Here is an 18,625-nt window from a genome sequence, read left to right as displayed (position 1 = left end):
AACTATTCGTTACATTGCAGCACATTTTAAAACCATAAAATGAATAAGAAAATAATTGGTAGGGTTGATAAAATAGATTTTCCTAAATTAGGTCTGTTTAATATTGACGTTAAAATTGATACCGGTGCTTACACCTCTACCATTCATTATTCTGAAATTATTGAAGAAAACAATACCTTACGATGTGTTTTTAACAGCGAAAAACATCAAAATTTCGGTAAAACTGAAATTGTTTTTGAGGAGTATACCAGTACCGTTGTTAAAAGCAGTAACGGATTAAAAGAAAATCGATATAAAATAAAATCTGAAGTCATATTTTTTGGAAAAACGTACAAGATTAGCCTAACTTTAAGCACACGCAGCGATATGCGATTTCCTGTTTTAATCGGCAGGCAATTTTTAAAACGAAAATTTATGGTTGATGTAGATTTAGAAAATGTTTCTTACAACTTAAAACCCTTATGAATATAGTCATTTTATCTAGAAACTCAAATCTATATTCCACCGACAGACTTGTTGAAGAAGGAGAAAAAAGAGGTCATAAAATAGAAGTTATAGATCCTTTAAAATGTGATATCATTATTGAAAAGGAAAAACCAACCATTTATTATAAGGATCGTTATTTGGATTATGTAGATGCGGTTATTCCAAGAATTGGTGCTTCTATCACATTTTATGGTTGTGCTGTGGTACGTCAATTTGAAATGATGAATGTGTTTACCATTGCTACTTCAGATGCCATACAGCGTTCAAGGGATAAGTTGAGAAGCTTACAACGCTTAAGCAAGGCAGGAATAGGTATGCCAAAAACCGTTTTCACCAACTATTCACGCGATGTTGAAGAAGTTATTGAACACGTTGGTGGCGTTCCCGTTATTATAAAATTGCTAGAAGGTACTCAAGGTTTAGGGGTGGTTTTAGCTGAAACAAAAAATGCTGCTGAATCTGTTTTAGAAGCTTTTAATGGTCTGGAAGCACGCGTTATTGTGCAAGAGTTTATAAAAGAAGCTAAGGGAGCCGATTTGCGTGCTTTAATTGTTGACGGACAGGTTGTGGGCGCTATGAAACGTCAAGGGAAAGAAGGGGAGTTCCGTTCAAACTTACACCGTGGTGGTTCTGCAAACATCATCAAATTAAGTGAAGCCGAATTACGCTTAGCTACCAACGCCTCTCGGGTACTTAAACTCCCTGTTTGTGGGGTTGATATGCTGCAATCGGCACGAGGACCATTGCTTTTAGAAGTAAATTCTACCCCTGGTTTAGAAGGTATTGAGGAAGCCACTGGAAAAAATATTGCTAAAAGTATTATTACCTATATAGAACGCAATAAACGTCGTTAAGCATGACATTAGTAAACAATATTTTAACCATTCTTGATACAAAAATATATCCTGGAGAAAGCAAGGAGATTGATTTTGATGTTGCCAATCTGCATACCTCTTCATCAGTAAACGTTCCCATTATTATTGAACGTGCTAAAAAGCCAGGGCCTATTGTATTATTTACAGCTGGTATTCATGGCGACGAAGTTAATGGTGTTGAAATTGTAAGACAACTTATAGCCAATGGTATTAATAAACCTAAAATTGGCACTATTATTTGTATGCCTGTTATTAATATTTTCGGCTTTATAAACTTAAAACGCGAATTTCCCGATGGCAGGGATTTAAATAGGGTATTTCCGGGTACTGTTGATGGCTCGTTGGCCAGTAGAGTTGCCCATAAATTAGTACACGGTGTGGTGCCTTGCGTGGATTGCATTATTGATTTCCATACAGGTGGTTCGGGGAGGTTTAATGCACCGCAAATACGGATAAGTAAAGAAAACAGACATCTAAACGAACTGGCTAAAGTGTTTGCGGCACCTTTTGTATTATACTCTAAAAATTTAAATAAATCGTTTAGAAATACCTGTTATAAACTAGGTAAATCCATGTTGCTTTTTGAAGGTGGCAAATCGTTTCACATCGATGAGAATATCACCAACCAAGGTGTTAATGGAGCTAAACGGGTTTTGAAACATTTAGGGATGTTAAACGCCAATTCTAAAGTAACAAAACCAAAAAAAGACACGGTATTCATTAACGAAAGCCGATGGCAACGTGCCAGTTTTTCGGGTATGTTTAGAGCGACCATTGCTATTGGAAGCCATGTTAAAAAAGGGGATGTTTTAGGATACATTACAGATCCTTACGGCAAATTAAACCAAGCCGTAAAAGCGCCAAATTCCGGTTATATTATTAATGTGAACGAATTGCCTATCGTGTATCAAGGGGATGCGCTTTTCCATATTTCAACAAAACTTAAACGTTAAAAATATGCTTAAAGCCGAATTACGAAAAAAATATAAAACCCTTCGTAGTGCCATGTCGGCAAATCAAATTGACAATTTAAGTATGGCAATAGCCAATCAACTTTTAAAATTACCTATTTGGGAGCATTCGTTCTACCATATTTTTTTATCCATTGAAGAACAAAAAGAAGTAAATACCGATTATATTTTGAATATTTTATCGGGTAAGGACAAACATATTCTCATTTCTAAAAGTGATTTTGAAACGGGCTTCATGACTCACTTTCTTTTAACCGACAATACCATTATTAAAAAGAACAACTATAACATACCCGAACCTGTTGATGGTATTGAGATTTCAAACCATAAAATAGACGTTGTTTTTATACCGCTTTTAGCTTTTGATACCAAAGGAGACCGTGTCGGTTATGGTAAAGGTTTTTACGATCGGTTTTTAGCCGAATGCAAACCCGAAACCATTAAAATTGGGCTATCTTTCTTTGAAGCTGAGGTTGAAGTCGTTGATGTTTTTGAAAGTGATATTAAGTTGGATTACTGTGTGACGCCAAATGAAATTTATAAATTTTAATTTACACAATTCTCGCAATATGTTTCCTTTAAATAATCATCCTGTAATAGTTGAAACGTTACGCCTCCTTTATCAATTGAGTTAAACAATTTGCAATAACGTTCTTTGTTCATATTAATGGCATTTAACATAATGGTTCTATAGTTTGGGTCTTGTGTTAAATCGTTATTAATTAATGTTAAGTTTAAATAATAGAATAACAAATCTTCGTTAATATCTATACTTTTTGCTTTATCTTCCAGTAGTTTGACAGATAAGTCCGTATTTGCATAATAGCTAAAAAATTGGGCTAAACTTAAATAATCATAATCTGATAATGGGAAATTATTATAGTGACTGTTTATAAAAGAAACCGATTTATCCTTGTTCTCATAATCTCTTTCACGCATTAAATTTTCAGCTTTTATTATATGAAAATTTACTAGCATTCTATCAATTAGCGAACTGTGGATTTTATGATTTTTTAAAGCGCTAATTTGGTTTTTGAGTTTTGTCTCTTCAATTGGTATGGCTTTATGACGCCACAATTTTATAGCAATCGCAGTTATATTGTATTTTACTTCGCCGTCTTTTGGTGCCAACTTTTCTAATTCCAACAATTCATTATATACAATTAAAGACAGCCTAATATCTAATGCAGCTCGAAAAGCAGAATTTTTATTAAATATTTTTACAAATTTGGATTGTTTAGGGACCTCCATCTTTTTTAAGAAGTCTGGCTTTATTTCTTTAGTTTTCATTTTTTCGAAAATAGAGTTTTGAATTTCTAAAGCCTCATTTATATCTCCTAATTTTATAGAAGCGTTAAATTTGCCCATCAACTCGTCTGCAGACATATTTACATATTTATCTATCCTTTCTAACTCCAATTCTAAAACTGCTTTTCTGTGGTTTTTTAAAATAGGTTCTAATTCTTCAGAAAGTGCACCGTTTAATTTTCCTTTGATTTGATTTTTTGATAATGCTTTTAAATTTTCGTGTTTTGTTCCTTTTATATCATTCAAAAATTCAACCCAATTTTCAGATGAAGAGACTTCTGTTTGGATGGTTGGCTTTTGAAATGACTGTAATGCCAAAACAATGCTTTTTGCCCTTGATTCCTGAAGTTTTATATTTCGTTCTAAACTTCCTTCAATCGAAGAATACGCTTTAATTTTAATTGCTTTTATATAATAATTTGTCAGCCTTAAGGAATCATAAATGGGCTTAATATCAACCTGTGAATATTCTGCTTTGTTTTTTTGAAATGGTATTTTAAACTTTAATGTTTTATTCCTTATAACAACTTCGTCATCACTAATTGTTTTAATTTGTTTTGGATTATAGGTTAAAGAATCTAAATACATACCCATATCCAATAAATCCCAAGGATAGGATTCTAAATGATAAATCCAATAATATCTACATAAATTATTGTTGCTCAAAAACAATATGTTGAATTCTAATTCTTTATTTAAAAGAGTATTTGGTATGTTTCCTACGTGCACACGGAATAAGTTGTCGCCACTCGATTTTAAATTGCTTTTTAATTTTGAGGTGAAAATAGGCTGAAGTAATTCTCCTTTTATTTGTGGATTTCCAATAATTATTTCATCACAACCATAAATCTCTTTTGAAACGATATCTATTGCAAGTCCATCTTTTGGATTCTTAAATAACTTGTTGAACCAGACTTTATCATTTACTTGAAAATATAAATTGCTTTGTTCCCTTACAATCGAAAATAGAACTTCTTTTGGTTTTTGATTAAATGTTTGAAAACATTGTTGGCATTTTTGATCTCTATCGTTTCCTGGAAAAACAATACCAAAAGTATTTTGAGCTTTAAGTATCGTAAAATTGAAGATTAGAAGAGAGATTACTAAGGGAAGGCTGTACTTATTCAACGGATTTTTTTTGTGCATTTTGAAACATTAAATTAACGCTTCAATTTATGAAAAAAAACTTACTTCTTAGGAAATGCTTTTTTATTCAGTTAATTTGTTCTTTAAGTCCATTCTTTCGTGCAATATTCTTATGACTTCAATTTCATTATTAGAAACGATTTGATAAAAAATAATGTGTTTTCCAATTCTATGGCCTAATAAATCATTCTCAACCTTATCATACTTTCTTCCGATTGTAGAACTTTTAGAAATTTCTCGACAAGCAGACTTTATCATAGCATAATATTTGTCGGCTTGATTTTCCGACCAAGTTTGTGAAGTATAATCCCAAATATCAGAAAGGTCATCAATGGCTTTCTGCCTCAATATGAGTTTAGCCATTCTTTCTTTTTTCAGATTTGAGTTTTGCGAGGTGCTCATCAAAATCAAAGTTTTCCACTCTTGGGCTATTTAATCCTTCTTGAATTGCACTTCTTAGGGCAATAACCTTATTTTCCTCGTCTTCCAGTAGTCGAAGTCCAGCTCTAATTATTTCGCTAACATTTTTATATCTTCCAGTAGAAATTTGGGTTTGGATAAATTCGTCAAAATAATTTCCAAGTGATATAGATGTGTTTTTACTCATTTTCCAATCGTTTTATCAAATTTACCAAAAATTGGTAAAATACACAAATTTGTTCGATTGCTCAAATTACACCCAACTCTTTATATAATGAACTCGTTTAAAAAGAATGAATATGATTATCCTACCAATAAAAGAAAAACAAGATTAATATTATTTTTTTGGAAACGCCTTCTTATTAAAAACAATAAGCATGATAAAGCCCGTGCTTATGGCCACATCGGCAATATTAAAAACAGGCTCAAAAAAATTGAAACGTTTGCCGCCGCCAATAGGGAACCATTCGGGGATATCTAATTCAATCAACGGAAAGTAAAGCATATCTACCACCTTGCCATGCAACAGCGAATCGTAGCCTCCTGCTTCGGGCAAAAATGTAGCTACTTGGCTAAAACTGTCATCAAACAAAACGCCATAAAAGACAGAATCTATAATGTTCCCCAAAGCGCCTGCAAATATGAGGGCGATAGATAGTATCAATATCCTGGGCCCTTTTTTTCTTGTGGCATCGTATAACCAATAGCCAATACCAAAAATGGCAACAATTCTAAACACCGTTAAGAATATTTTGGCAGAACGATCAGAAATAAAAGATGCAAAATCGCTAATTTTTGTTCCCCAAGCCATGCCATCGTTTTCAATAAAATAGATTTGAAACCAGCTAAATACCTCAATGTTTTCCTGAAGTTTAAAATGGGTTTTTATATATATTTTACTTATTTGGTCGATTAGTAAAATAATGATAATTAGAATGGTTGACTTTTTTAACGACATAAATAAATTTACGAATTACGAATTACGATTGACGATTTACCACATAACCTCTTTTGGTTGTTGGTTATCGCTTGAAACACTTTCTAACCTTTTAACCTTATAACTTTCTAACCCTTTAACCCCAAACAAAAAAACGTCTCAAGCCCAGTACGTATCGGGAGAGACGTTTGAATATATGCTTAAATCATATTATTATTGCATGTTTTTTGCTTCAATACTTAAAGTGGCATGAGGTACTAATTTTAAACGCTCTTTAGCAATTAATTTACCAGTAACTCTACATACACCGTACGTTTTGTTTTCTATTCTAATAAGTGCATTTTTTAAATCGCGAATAAACTTTTCTTGTCTAATGGCTAATTGCGAGTTAGACTCTTTACTCATTACTTCACTTCCTTCATCAAAAGCTTTAAAAGTAGGCGACGTATCTTCTGTACCATTACTATGGTCATTCATATATGCACTTTTAATAAGCTCTAAATCATGCTGTGCTTTTACTATTTTTTCTTGTATTAGCGTTTTAAATTCGGCTAAATCAGCATCAGAATATCTTACATTTAAATCTAAACTCATAATTTTAATGTTTTTGTATGTATAATTTGGTATTTACATCATCAAAAGCAATCTCTATACCATTATCTAATTTGTCAATAATTTCGAGGTCTTCGGTTAGTGTTTCAGCTTTAATATACGACATATTTGTATTTATAGCCGTTACAATATAAGCATCATTTTGCAATTTAACATCTATTCTATCGGTTACTTCAAATCCTGAATCCTTACGTAAATTCTGGATACGATTAACAAGTTCTCTGGCAACACCTTCCATTCGTAAATCTTCAGAAATTGTTATATCTAAAGCAACGGTTAAATTGCCTTCGTTTGCAACCAACCAACCTTCAATATCTTGTGATGTAATTTCTACATCGTCTAGGGTTAAAGTTATATTTTTTCCGTTAACTTCAATATCTAAAACACCATTTTGTTCTATTTTGTTAATATCTTCTGCCGAAAAGTTAGTAACTTCAGATGCAATGGCTTTCATTTCCTTTCCAAAACGGGGTCCCAAGGTTTTAAAGTTGGGTTTTATTTGTTTTACCAATATCTCTGAAGCCTCTTCTAACAGTTCAATTTCCTTGACGTTAACTTCATGTTTTATTAAATCCGAAACAGCTAAAATCTCTTCTTTTTGCTGTTTGTTAGTAACAGGAATCATGATTTTTTGAAGCGGTTGACGCACTTTTATCTTTTCCTTAGCTCTTAACGACAATACTAGTGATGATATTGTTTGTGCCGCTTCCATTTTGCGTTCTAAACTTTTATCAATAAAAGCCGAATTAAACACAGGGAAATTTGCCAAATGAACACTTTCAAAAGACTCTTTATTGGTTGCTGAATTCAAGTCCAAATACAACCTATCCATAAAGAATGGCGCAATTGGCGCACCCAACTTCGCAATGGTTTCCATACACGTATAAAGTGTTTGGTAAGCCGAAATTTTATCTTGTTGGTAATCCCCTTTCCAAAAACGTCTTCTGCTTAAACGTACATACCAGTTACTTAAATAATCTTGTGTAAAATCCGAAATGACCCTAGCTGCCTTTGTTGGCTCATAGTCTGCATAATATGCATCCACTTTCTTAATCAAAGTATGTAATTCTGAAAGGATCCAACGGTCTATTTCTGGGCGTTCATTTACAGGAATATCAGCTTCAGTATACGTGAAATTATCCAGATTTGCATATAGTTGAAAGAACGAATAGGTATTGTAAAGCGTTCCGAAAAATTTACGTTTGACTTCTTCAATACCTTCTAAATCGAATTTTAAATTGTCCCAAGGGTTGGCATTGGCAATCATGTACCAACGTGTCGCATCTGCCCCGTAAGTTGACAATGTCTCAAAAGGATCGGCAGCATTACCTAAACGCTTGGACATTTTTTGTCCGTTTTTATCTAAAACCAATCCATTGGACACAACGTTTTTATAAGCAACCGAATCGAAAACCATGGTGGCAATGGCATGCAATGTATAAAACCAACCCCGTGTTTGATCGACACCTTCGGCAATAAAATCGGCTGGATACGACGTTCCTTTGTCAATTAACGTTTTGTTTTCAAATGGGTAATGCCATTGTGCATACGGCATGGAGCCTGAATCGAACCAAACATCTATTAAATCGCTTTCGCGTTTCATTGGTTTTCCTGAAGGCGAAACTAATACAATGGTATCTACAATGTTTTTATGCAAATCGATTTTGGCATAGTTTTCTTCGGAATTGTTGCCGACTTCAAAATCTTCAAAAATATCTTTTGAAAGCACACCTGCTGAAACCGCTTTTTGCATTTCGTTTTTTAACTCTTCAACCGAACCGATACATAGTGCTTCCTTGCCGTCTTCGGTTCTCCAGATAGGCAATGGAATGCCCCAATAGCGTGAGCGAGATAAGTTCCAATCGTTAGCGTTTGCCAACCAATTACCAAAACGACCCGTTCCTGTGGCTTTTGGTTTCCAGTTAATGGTTTCGTTAAGCTGGAACATACGTTCCTTAACATCGGTTACTTTAATAAACCAAGAATCTAAGGGGTAATAAAGAATGGGTTTATCGGTTCTCCAACAATTGGGATAACTGTGTTTGTATTTTTCAACCTTAAAGGCTTTGTTTTCTTCTTTTAATTTAATGGCGATCTCCACATCTACTGAGCGCTCTGGGGCTTCACCATCGTTGTAATATTCATTTTTTACGTATTTACCGGCATATTCGCCCATTTCTGGTCTGAATTTGCCTTGTAAATCCACCAATGGTACTAAATTACCATAGTCATCTTTTACCAACATAGGTGGTACTTCTGGCACGGCTTCTTTGGCAACTTTAGCATCATCTGCACCAAATGTTGGCGCTGTGTGAACAATTCCTGTACCGTCTTCAGTGGTTACGAAATCTCCTGAAATGACTCTAAAAGCGTTTTCCGGATTATCATTTGGAAGCGCGTATGGTAATAATTGCTCGTATTTTATTCCAACTAAATCTTTGCCTAAACAGTCTCCAATAATTCTATATGGAATTTTTTTATCGTCAGCTTTGTAATCTAATAACTCTACTTTTGTTTCAACTTGATTGAATTTTCCTGAAAATTGATAATTAACCAGTTTTTTTGCTAAAACCACACGGATTGGTTCAAACGTGTATTGGTTATAGGTTTCTACCAATACATACTCAATTTTTGGACCAACGGTTAAAGCGGTGTTGCTTGGTAAGGTCCAAGGCGTAGTCGTCCAAGCTAAAAAGTGAACATCGCCTTCATTTTGTAAAAAGTCTGGAAGCGATTCTGGCTTTGCTTTAAACTGCGCCACAACCGTCGTATCCGTTACATCTTGATAAGTCCCAGGTTGGTTTAACTCGTGCGAACTTAATCCGGTTCCTGCTTTTGGGGAATAGGGTTGGATGGTATAACCTTTGTACAACAACTTTTTGTCATAAATCTGTTTTAGCAACCACCAAACGCTTTCCATGTATTTTGGTTCGTAGGTAATGTATGGGTCATCCATATCTACCCAATAACCCATTTTTTCGGTTAGGTCATTCCAAATATCGGTATAGCGCATCACTGCTTTTCTACAAGCTTTGTTATAATCTTCCACCGAAATGGTTTTTCCAATATCTTCTTTGGTAATTCCCAATTCTTTTTCAACGCCTAACTCAATGGGAAGTCCGTGCGTATCCCAACCTGCTTTACGCTTCACTTGATACCCTTTTTGGGTTTTGTAGCGGCAAAAAATATCTTTTATGGCACGTGCCATAACGTGGTGAATCCCCGGAAGTCCGTTTGCTGAAGGTGGCCCTTCAAAAAACACAAACGATTCGTTGTTTTCTCTAGTTGAAACACTTTTTTCAAATATGTTGTTTTCTTGCCAATAGTTAAGAATTTCTTCGGCTACTTTTGGTAAGTCAAGACCTTTATATTCAGGGAATTTAGTACTCATTGTATCAAATTTCATTTCGAGGTGCGAAATTAAGGAATTTTGATAAAATAGCGTGGTTAAATAACTAAAAAACCTTTGATGGATCTCAAATATTGCACAATTAAACTAATGCGCCTTTTTAAATGCTTTTTGAAAACGATTGGCTTTATCTAAAAGTAGCTTCTCTTCTTCTGAATTAACATGTTCTTTTGCAATGACTCTTTTGTTATTAATGTAGATTTTTTTAACAGGTGTGTTTGCCAATTCAGAGGTGATAAAAAACAATTTATTATCTGAAAAATAATAGGTTTCGGTGATTGTTTTATTAGTGATTTCGATGTTTTTTATTTTCGATAATTCTTCACTATTTTCATCAAAAAGTACATAATATTTAAAGGTACCTACGTCTTTAAAACCTTCTTTATCTGTCAAAGCACCTTCTGTTTTGGTTTCTTTTAAATCTTTATTGGCATCAATTTTAGAAACCTTCTTTTCTGTTTCAGCAATAGCTGCATCCGTACTTAAATTTGTTTTAGTACCACAAGAAAAAACGGTTAGTAATAGTATAAGACCTAAATAATTTTTCATTTGTTTGAATTTTTCAATTCATGTGAATTTAGGGTATAAAAAAAGCCTAAACAAATATTTAGACTTTTTTATGAGTGAAGCTAAGTTAATTAACTATTATTTTTTTAGTAATTACCTGACCTGTTTTGGTTTTAAACCACGCCAAATAGGCACCAGTTGCCACATTTGATATCTTTAGCCCATTGTTCAGGGTTTCTTGGGATACATTTTTAAACTCCAATACCGTTTGACCACGCATGTTCACTATGGATAATTTATCGATAGATGTATTTAGCTTTTTACCATATATGGTATTGGTCGCATTTTGATAAAAGATAAAGTTTTCTGAAACCGTAGCTTCTTCGGTACTTAAGCTTTTTTGTTCTGATTGGAATACAATCTCAAATCTTTTATTGAACTTTCCTTGTGTTGAGGTAAATCTATATGCTGTATTTTGGGTTAAATCGAAATATTCGCCCGTTTCATTATCCCTTAAATAAACGTCTTGTTTTTTATCTATATTTTCAAATTCAGTAGCTTTAATCTCAAAGGTGTTATTGCCCGATGATTTAAAGTTCAGGGAAACCACCTTATCGGCTGTAATAGGGCCGTATGCCTGTATATTCATGTTTTTTCCATCTAAATTCAGGTTGAAATCGTTATTGCTGCCTTCATCGCACTCGGCGTCATAGCCATAATCGTAACCATCTGCGGTTGTTTCACTAAAACCTAAAAGCACCTCTCTTCGTATTTTTGGACCTACGATTGAATTGAACTCTAAACGGATTTTCTTCATCCCGGTACTTTGTTGGTCTTTAGGTGGTTTGGTTGTACTTTTGCTTTTTGTTTTTACTGACTTAAAAAAAGTAGCACCATTGTCATAAGTGCCATCGGCATCGGCTTCTTTTATAAATACACGCTGGCTATTGTTAAATACCACCGTTCCGTTTGCTATAATCTCAGTAATAAAACCTTGTCCAACTGGAAGATATTTTGAAGGTGTTATGGTACCGTCTTGAGAACCGTTATTGGCTCCTTCTATTCCCACAAATTGATATGCTCTACAAGAACCTAATTTATTTACTTGGGCATACCCGCCTTTGTATTCATTTAAATAATGGGAGTCTCCAGCCCATTGTTGCCATAATTGCAGTGTACCATCAATAACACCTGCATTGTCGTCAATAAATTTATTGACATCCAAAGCTGATGGGTAGGGGTTCCCAAACAGGTATTCCGTTTTTGATACCGAGGTTATGGATCCAGGACCTCCTACATCGGTAACATTTACTAAAATAGTGCCGTTATTGGGTTTGCCTTCAAATATATATTGTTGCTGTAAACCCGCATTTCCTGTGCCTTTTTGAGTATATCCCACCCCAGAGAGTAATGTTGTGTTTGGATTAAAAGACGCCCAATCCCAATAGGTTATTCCGTTTTTAAAGGTATAGAGCCAATAGGTACTGATTTTGCCCACTTCATTATATGCCGAGGTAAATTGCATATTAAACCCCGTTTCATCCTTAAGCATATTTATCTTAAATGGCGTGTTGTTGGTATTGTTAGTTGCTGTGTTGTTATCGGTGAGGCTTGTTGCGCCTACGGTACCAACTGGCGACGACCAATAGTTGTACCTAAACGCATTGGAAGTGCCTTCTTGACGGCGTAAAATTTTGCCAGTTGCAGAAGTTACTAAATCGCTAGTGGAGGTCTGCAACAATTGCGAATCATCTTTTAAATCTAAGGTACCGTTCAACTCTAAATACCAACTGTTTAGAACTTGATTGCTGCCATGTACCGTTAAGGTTTTGTCTGTATCAATGAATAAGCCAATTGACTTAACAGAATTACTGGTAGTTACGTTATTTTTAATTTGAATAATACTCCAATCTTTATTATTGGCAGCATCTACAATATCCCAAACACTGCCGTATAGCCACGTGTTTGTAGATGTCCAATCACCATCGTCCTTCGATATATAAGGTATAGGAGCAGTTTCATCTTGAAATGTAGTAATGTTATGTAACTTGGTAATTCTATCAAAAGATGAAAAATCGGAAGTACGTGAATTAGAAACAAGAAGACTTAAAGGATAATAGGACAATAAACTTGTCCAAGATATAGTAGCATTAGTAGAAATATCCGTAATGTTTTTATTAATCACTTTACCTTTTACAATGCCATTATTGTTTTCAATTTCCTGATAAACCATACGTTGTATTTGACTATCTGTAAGCACTGTATTAAATACTCTTACTTCGTCTATATCACCTTTAAAGTATTCGCTACCTGAACTGGTCGATCTGCGTCCTATTTCAAAATTACCATTAGAAGAAGCAGAATTAGCTATGGTAGATCCCGTTGCGCCAACATTTACACTTGTTATGAAGGCTCCATCGACATACAGCGTCATAATTCCCGTGGTACTTGAAAAAGTTCCGGTAATATGATGCCATTCGTCGTAGTTAATATTAGTTGATGCTGAAATTGTTTTTAAGGTTGTTGCTGAGGTTTTCAATGTAAAGGAAGGTTTGTTACCATTTTCCAACCATAACCTACAGCCTACATCTTCACCAGCTATGGTCATATTGGTGCTATTTCCAGAATCGGACAGCACCCAAGCCATAATAGTTACATTACTTTCGCCATTAATAAAATTTGGGGTGGTTGCATGATCATCTATCCCATCAAAGTCCAGTTTAGATTCTTCAATAAAGGGGTTTATAACAATATCACCACCACAATTTGCCAAAATCTCTTCGTTAGAGCTTGGTAATGTAACATCTAATAGAATATCAATGCCTTCCGTACAACCGCCACAAACACTATCAAAACCACCACCATCATCTACATCGTAATATAAATGTCCAGTAATAATCCCATTATTACTTAAGATTGCATTATTACGCACCACAAGAAACGATGTTTTATCGTTACCTATTAAACTCACATTGTTTATATCGATATTATTTACAACTAAAATGTCGTCATTATTGAACACACTAGAGCCAAAATTTAAACTACCATCTATAATAATTAACCCGTAGTTAGTATAATCTGCATTTAATGTCATATCTGTGTGAATATATGTTGAACACAAATTTTTCAAACCACTAGAACCTCCAGAACTTAAAGAACCAACCACTTCAAATAAACCACAATTATTAAAAGGCGCATTTATTGTAGCATCTCCTTGTACAATAACTTTAGAATTTTCATAGCTAGTCATAGATGCCTGCCCCCCTAAACTTAAATGGCCTCCGACATTTAGTTGTCCCGCATTATGTACGGTTGCCGCCCCACCAGGAGCAAAATCACCTGGTACGGAGAGAATACCATTGGTACCTATGGTTATGGACAAACCAGCTAACGATGGTGTTGTAGTTGTAAAATTAATTTCTCCAGCAGCTAAAATTTTTGAAGTACTGGTAAAGCCAGTCACAGTCCCCGTATATTGTATACCAGATGCCACATAAAACGTTCCTCTAATATTAAACAAAAAATTACCTGTGTAATTAGCTAAAATACAGATAGATTCACCTGAAGATGAAGAGGTTGGAGCTAATGTTGGCAGTCCCAAAGCATTAACCCAACCTGTAGTAGTATACGAATATGTACAGGTTGCAGGTGCAGTTGGTGGCACAAAGGTATTGCCACTGCAGTTTTGCGCTTCTAGATCAAAAACCAATAACAATCCAATTAGGTTCAAAACTAAATTCAATGTAGGTTTCATAACGTTAATAATTTAGATTAAGGCCGTTAGTTATTCACTTATTTTATGTGAATTCTAATACTACAAATGAATACTTGAGGGGAGTATCACTAATTTAAACAAACCAAATTCATGGCTTACAATGAATTAATAGCACAATATTAGCAATAAATTATTTACTAATCTAAGAAAAAAAGCATTTTTTATCGATTAAGTGTTAGTTATCTTCGTTTAAAAGCAAAAATAACCATTAACACGACACATCAAAAAACTTTAATTAACCAATCATTTATTTTGATAATTAGCTCTTCGTAGGCTAAGATTTTATAGTATCTCTTGTTTGAGGGGCATTTTTACTTTATTTAGAAGACACTTTGGGGCAAAGTAATCTCCAGAGTACTAAATAACTGTCTAAATTTTGGCGTTTTAGTGACGGATTTACACAAAAATTATCATTTAATATTGACTACGCCAAATAAAAAAAGGCTTTTTTGTTAAGCGATTAAAATATCCGTTTAAAAGTAATCTTTTGTAAGATTTTATTTTTGAGAAACATATGAAACCATCATTAAAAACATTAAGATGCTTTCATGCAGTACTTTATCCTAAAAAAACAGTAACCAGATCTTCAATCTTAGAAATTAATTGAATTTTAATGACTGTATTTTTAAGCGCTATTTTATTGTATTTAGACACAAAAATGGTAGAAAATCCTAATTTTTCAGCTTCCAAAATGCGTTGTTCTATGCGTTGAACAGGGCGTATTTCTCCCAAAAGACCAACTTCAGCTGCAAAACAAAAATCTTTTGGCAACGATACATCTTCGTTAGATGACAAAATGGAGGCTACAACCGCTAAGTCTATAGCTGGATCATCAACCGTTATACCGCCTGTAATATTTAAAAACACATCTTTAGCACCCAAACGGAAGCCGGCACGTTTTTCTAAAACAGCTAAAAGCATGTTCAAACGTTTGGCATTAAAACCTGTTGCACTACGTTGCGGTGTGCCGTAAACCGCAGTACTTACCAACGCTTGCACTTCAATCATTAATGGGCGCATACCTTCTAGGGTTGCAGCAATGGCGTTACCTGAAAGTTCTTCATCCTTTTTGGAAATTAAAATTTCAGACGGATTGGAAATCTCACGTAAACCAGACCCTTGCATTTCGTAAATACCCAACTCGTTGGTTGAACCAAAGCGGTTTTTATGCGCTCGTAAAATTCTAAAAACATGGTTGCGGTCGCCTTCAAACTGCAAAACCGTATCGACCATGTGCTCTAAAATTTTAGGACCCGCTATATTGCCGTCTTTTGTTATGTGACCAATGAGCAATACAGGAGTTGCGGTTTCTTTGGCAAATTTGATAAGTTCGGTAGTGCATTCTTTTATTTGAGAGATACTTCCTGAAGACGATTCGATATAATCACTATGAAGTGTTTGGATAGAATCGATAATAACAATATCCGGCTCTAAAGCTTCAATTTGTTTGAAGATATTTTGGGTTTTTGTTTCTGTAAGTATATAACAGTTATTATGCTTTGGATTAATGCGTTCCGCACGCATTTTTATTTGTTTCTGGCTTTCTTCGCCCGAAACATATAAGGTTTTATAGGGCAATTTCAATGAAATTTGAAGGAGTAAAGTGCTTTTTCCAATGCCGGGTTCACCACCTAATAAAGTTAAAGACCCAGATACAATACCACCACCAAGTACGCGATTAAACTCAGCGTCAAACGTATCTAGTCGTGCTTCTTTTGATGTGTCAATATCCTGAATTCGTAAGGGGATAGCGGCTTTTTTTATCGCAGACGTTGGCGATTTCCAATCACTTTTTTCAGGTGTTTGAATGACTTCTTCAACTATGGTGTTCCACGCTTTACAAGCGTTACATTGCCCTTGCCATTTGGCATGTTGCGAACCGCAGTTCTGACAAAAAAAGGTGGTTTTTACTTTTGCCATATTCCTCTTCTAACCTCTCCAAAGAAGAGGAATTCATTCTGTTTTTAAATTTATATTAGTAATTAGTAGCCGAAATCTGCTTTAATGGCATCTGCTTTTTTAAGCATTAAATCTTTAGTAATACCAGCGATTTCATCAAAAGTATAACCTGTCTGATAGGTTCGCATGGCTTTTTTAGATTCGCCAGCTTCTTCGTAAAATCGAGCTAAATAATAATTTCCTAGTAGGGTTTTAGGATATTCATCGCGTGCAATCTTACCTAAAACTTCATAATATTCAAATTTTTGTGTCTTTTCAATAGCTGCCGATATGGCTTTAAAGTCGTTAACAAGAATTTGTTTTTTTATACCAAAAAGCTCATAAATGGTTTTGTACTTTTCTTCAAGATATGCCACTGGCGAGCCTTCTAGTTTTAGAATAGTTTCAGTGTATTCATCTTTACTTATAGGTTGAAAAACTTTAAAGATAGCTTCAATAGCATTTGGAATGGCATGCGTTGGCACCGAATAATGCGATGGTTTTTCAAAATTATTGAACTTATAGAATAGGTTTTTGTTGTCTAATACTGAAATATCGGTGTTTAAAGCATTTGTCATTTTTTTAATTGACGGTGAATCATTATTTGTATTTGCCAAATAGTAAAAAGTTTTAGAAGGCATCTTACCTAGCACTTCTGGAAGATAATCTAGCATTTTAGGTGCCAATTCTGGACTAATAGTTATGTATCCGCTAAATATAGGGTTTGGTTTTAATAAAAAATAATTAATGTAGTTTGCCGTTTCACCATGACCAACAGCGATTCTAAAATTAGCGGTTTTATATTTTTTCTCTAAATAAGGAATAAGTTCTATGCCAATAAATTCGAAAAAGTTAGCACCAGTTTCTATGGGTAACGAATTTTGTTCGGAATACATACAATCATCATAACGTTTATCATATTGATTGATGCCTACTACAATTGCTGCGGGCATATCTTCCCAATACGCGTAGTAATCTACATTTCCAGCTACAGCTTCAAACAAATAATCACCATCCAAAACAATAAATAAAGGATATCTTTTATCCCTATTAGCATCATATCCTCTAGGGAATTGAATTTTTAATTCACGTGTTTCACCAAGTTTTGCAGACTCTATGGTTTCATACTTTACTTGGGCATTCAAACTATTTATTGAGTAAACAACCAATAAAATGGAAAGGAGATGTTTCATTCTATAAAAATGATTTGAGATTTTATGCAAGGTAATAAATTAACCCAATGTTTAAAAACAAAGTTAAAGCTCTATGTGGGGTTTTCTGAAGTTTTATTTCTGTTATAAATAGGAAGAAAAATAAAGGAAAGCACTCCAAAAATAAAAACCATAAGTGTTTGGGAAGACCATATAATCCAACCAAAAGCATAACTAGCGTCTTTTGGCAATCCGAACAAAAGAAAAGCCCCTAAAACTGCTGCTGGATAAAAAAACACACCCCCGTTGGTAGCTGCAATTGTAAAACTTGCAGCAATAAAAGCCACTATTACAGCGCCTAGGGAAGCATTATGCAATTCATTCAAAGCAAAAGAGGTAACATAAAACATCAGGATGTACATAGCCCAAATAAACAGCGTATGGAAAATGAATGACCATTTATATTTCATTTTAAAAATACTTAAAAGACCTTCTGTCAATCCACTTAAAAATGTTTTTATTTTTAAAGCAATTTTAGAATGACTTTTTTTTATATAAATAAACATGGCAGCAATAGAAGCCATTGCCAAAATACCTCCGACGATTAATTTTATTGGTTGAAATGCATTTTCAAGAAGTTCGTAAATAAATTCAAACTGAAAGATAAGTGTTAAAATGATGATACCAAGCATGACAATAAGGTCTGCAATACGCTCAGCCACTATGGTGCCAAAACCTTTTTCAAAAGGCACGTTTTCATAATTGGTAAGAACCGCCGCCCTAAGCACCTCACCAGATCTAGGAATTCCATAGTTTGCTAAATAAGTTATAAATACCGCCATAATACTATTGGGCAACTTTACCTTATAACCCATAGGTTCTAATAAAAACTTCCATCTGTAAGCACGTGACAAATGACTTAAAACCCCTAAAAAAACACCAAGCAGTATGTATGAATAATTGGCACTTTTAAAATAAGGGATAATAGTAGCTATTGGTATTTTTGAAAACATGAACCATCCAAAAACAACAGCTAGTAAAAGAGGAATCAAAATTTTTAGCGCTTTTTTTACAGAATGGCTCAAAAGGA

At 34.3% G+C, this 18,625-nt stretch carries 15 protein-coding genes; 4 read left to right on the top strand and 11 right to left on the bottom strand.

The genetic code is table 11. The features are described from left to right. The first annotated feature begins 39 nt into the window (after positions 1–39). From CJ739_RS06265 to CJ739_RS06250, 4 genes are read left to right on the top strand one after another with little or no spacing between them, the layout of a single operon-like run. The gene (locus tag CJ739_RS06265) at positions 40–465 is read left to right on the top strand and encodes an ATP-dependent zinc protease family protein (protein WP_117173479.1); all 426 of its coding nucleotides are present in this window, start codon (positions 40–42) and stop codon (positions 463–465) included. Beyond that, complete coding sequence (gene rimK, locus CJ739_RS06260) at positions 462–1,340, top strand: 30S ribosomal protein S6--L-glutamate ligase (protein WP_117173477.1); 879 nt, start codon at positions 462–464, stop codon at positions 1,338–1,340. The genes CJ739_RS06265 and rimK overlap by 4 nt, the downstream gene beginning before the upstream one ends. 2 nt (positions 1,341–1,342) lie before the next feature. Beyond that, complete coding sequence (locus CJ739_RS06255) at positions 1,343–2,314, top strand: succinylglutamate desuccinylase/aspartoacylase family protein (protein ID WP_117173476.1); 972 nt, start codon at positions 1,343–1,345, stop codon at positions 2,312–2,314. Between the two features lie 4 nt (positions 2,315–2,318). After that, positions 2,319–2,882, top strand: a complete 564-nt coding sequence (locus CJ739_RS06250) for a 5-formyltetrahydrofolate cyclo-ligase (protein WP_117178794.1) — start codon at positions 2,319–2,321, stop codon at positions 2,880–2,882. Here the strand turns inward: CJ739_RS06250 and CJ739_RS06245 are convergent. The 11 genes from CJ739_RS06245 to CJ739_RS06195 form a co-directional block, all read right to left on the bottom strand. Further along, entirely contained in the window at positions 2,879–4,768 is a 1,890-nt protein-coding gene (locus CJ739_RS06245) for a hypothetical protein (protein ID WP_236951619.1), read from the bottom strand. The two genes, CJ739_RS06250 and CJ739_RS06245, sit on opposite strands and share 4 nt — an antisense overlap. Positions 4,769–4,849: 81 nt before the next feature. After that, positions 4,850–5,149 carry a type II toxin-antitoxin system RelE/ParE family toxin gene (locus CJ739_RS06240; protein WP_117173472.1) on the bottom strand — a complete coding sequence of 100 codons (300 nt, stop codon included), beginning with the start codon at positions 5,147–5,149 and terminating at the stop codon, positions 4,850–4,852. After that, positions 5,142–5,393 (bottom strand): type II toxin-antitoxin system ParD family antitoxin, encoded by a 252-nt coding sequence (locus CJ739_RS06235; RefSeq protein ID WP_117173470.1) that lies wholly within the window; start codon positions 5,391–5,393, stop codon positions 5,142–5,144. The genes CJ739_RS06240 and CJ739_RS06235 overlap by 8 nt, the downstream gene beginning before the upstream one ends. Before the next feature lie 150 nt (positions 5,394–5,543). Beyond that, positions 5,544–6,164 (bottom strand): lipoprotein signal peptidase, encoded by a 621-nt coding sequence (locus tag CJ739_RS06230; RefSeq protein ID WP_117173468.1) that lies wholly within the window; start codon positions 6,162–6,164, stop codon positions 5,544–5,546. A 192-nt stretch (positions 6,165–6,356) separates the two neighbouring features. Further along, the gene (locus CJ739_RS06225) at positions 6,357–6,737 is read right to left on the bottom strand and encodes a TraR/DksA family transcriptional regulator (protein ID WP_117173466.1); all 381 of its coding nucleotides are present in this window, start codon (positions 6,735–6,737) and stop codon (positions 6,357–6,359) included. A 4-nt stretch (positions 6,738–6,741) separates the two neighbouring features. Next, entirely contained in the window at positions 6,742–10,146 is a 3,405-nt protein-coding gene (ileS, locus tag CJ739_RS06220; RefSeq protein WP_117178792.1) for an isoleucine--tRNA ligase, read from the bottom strand. A 105-nt stretch (positions 10,147–10,251) separates the two neighbouring features. Then, on the bottom strand, positions 10,252–10,713 hold the full coding sequence (locus CJ739_RS06215; RefSeq protein ID WP_117173464.1) for a hypothetical protein: 462 nt from the start codon (positions 10,711–10,713) through the stop codon (positions 10,252–10,254). Between the two features lie 85 nt (positions 10,714–10,798). Further along, the gene (locus CJ739_RS06210) at positions 10,799–14,425 is read right to left on the bottom strand and encodes a DUF8693 domain-containing protein (RefSeq protein ID WP_117173462.1); all 3,627 of its coding nucleotides are present in this window, start codon (positions 14,423–14,425) and stop codon (positions 10,799–10,801) included. 579 nt (positions 14,426–15,004) lie between these two features. Further along, positions 15,005–16,366, bottom strand: a complete 1,362-nt coding sequence (gene radA, locus CJ739_RS06205) for a DNA repair protein RadA (RefSeq protein WP_117173460.1) — start codon at positions 16,364–16,366, stop codon at positions 15,005–15,007. 62 nt (positions 16,367–16,428) lie between these two features. After that, on the bottom strand, positions 16,429–17,577 hold the full coding sequence (locus CJ739_RS06200; protein WP_117173458.1) for an alpha/beta hydrolase: 1,149 nt from the start codon (positions 17,575–17,577) through the stop codon (positions 16,429–16,431). Between the two features lie 71 nt (positions 17,578–17,648). Next, the gene (locus CJ739_RS06195) at positions 17,649–18,620 is read right to left on the bottom strand and encodes a lysylphosphatidylglycerol synthase transmembrane domain-containing protein (protein ID WP_117173456.1); all 972 of its coding nucleotides are present in this window, start codon (positions 18,618–18,620) and stop codon (positions 17,649–17,651) included. Positions 18,621–18,625 lie beyond the last annotated feature (5 nt).

Origin of the sequence: Mariniflexile sp. TRM1-10 (genome assembly GCF_003425985.1) — a bacterium.
Lineage (GTDB): Bacteria > Bacteroidota > Bacteroidia > Flavobacteriales > Flavobacteriaceae > Mariniflexile.
The sequence above is the reverse complement of the archived record's forward strand: the minus strand, read 5'-3'. Positions and strand labels throughout refer to the sequence as shown.

Coding starts and splice junctions, on each gene's coding strand:
- CJ739_RS06215 (WP_117173464.1), bottom strand. CDS start 10,713: ATGAAAAATTATTTAGGTCTTATACTATTACTAACCGTTTTTTCTTGT.
- CJ739_RS06235 (WP_117173470.1), bottom strand. CDS start 5,393: ATGAGTAAAAACACATCTATATCACTTGGAAATTATTTTGACGAATTT.
- CJ739_RS06250 (WP_117178794.1), top strand. CDS start 2,319: ATGCTTAAAGCCGAATTACGAAAAAAATATAAAACCCTTCGTAGTGCC.
- CJ739_RS06200 (WP_117173458.1), bottom strand. CDS start 17,577: ATGAAACATCTCCTTTCCATTTTATTGGTTGTTTACTCAATAAATAGT.
- CJ739_RS06255 (WP_117173476.1), top strand. CDS start 1,343: ATGACATTAGTAAACAATATTTTAACCATTCTTGATACAAAAATATAT.
- CJ739_RS06230 (WP_117173468.1), bottom strand. CDS start 6,164: ATGTCGTTAAAAAAGTCAACCATTCTAATTATCATTATTTTACTAATC.
- CJ739_RS06225 (WP_117173466.1), bottom strand. CDS start 6,737: ATGAGTTTAGATTTAAATGTAAGATATTCTGATGCTGATTTAGCCGAA.
- rimK (WP_117173477.1), top strand. CDS start 462: ATGAATATAGTCATTTTATCTAGAAACTCAAATCTATATTCCACCGAC.
- ileS (WP_117178792.1), bottom strand. CDS start 10,146: ATGAGTACTAAATTCCCTGAATATAAAGGTCTTGACTTACCAAAAGTA.
- radA (WP_117173460.1), bottom strand. CDS start 16,366: ATGGCAAAAGTAAAAACCACCTTTTTTTGTCAGAACTGCGGTTCGCAA.
- CJ739_RS06265 (WP_117173479.1), top strand. CDS start 40: ATGAATAAGAAAATAATTGGTAGGGTTGATAAAATAGATTTTCCTAAA.
- CJ739_RS06210 (WP_117173462.1), bottom strand. CDS start 14,425: ATGAAACCTACATTGAATTTAGTTTTGAACCTAATTGGATTGTTATTG.
- CJ739_RS06240 (WP_117173472.1), bottom strand. CDS start 5,149: ATGGCTAAACTCATATTGAGGCAGAAAGCCATTGATGACCTTTCTGAT.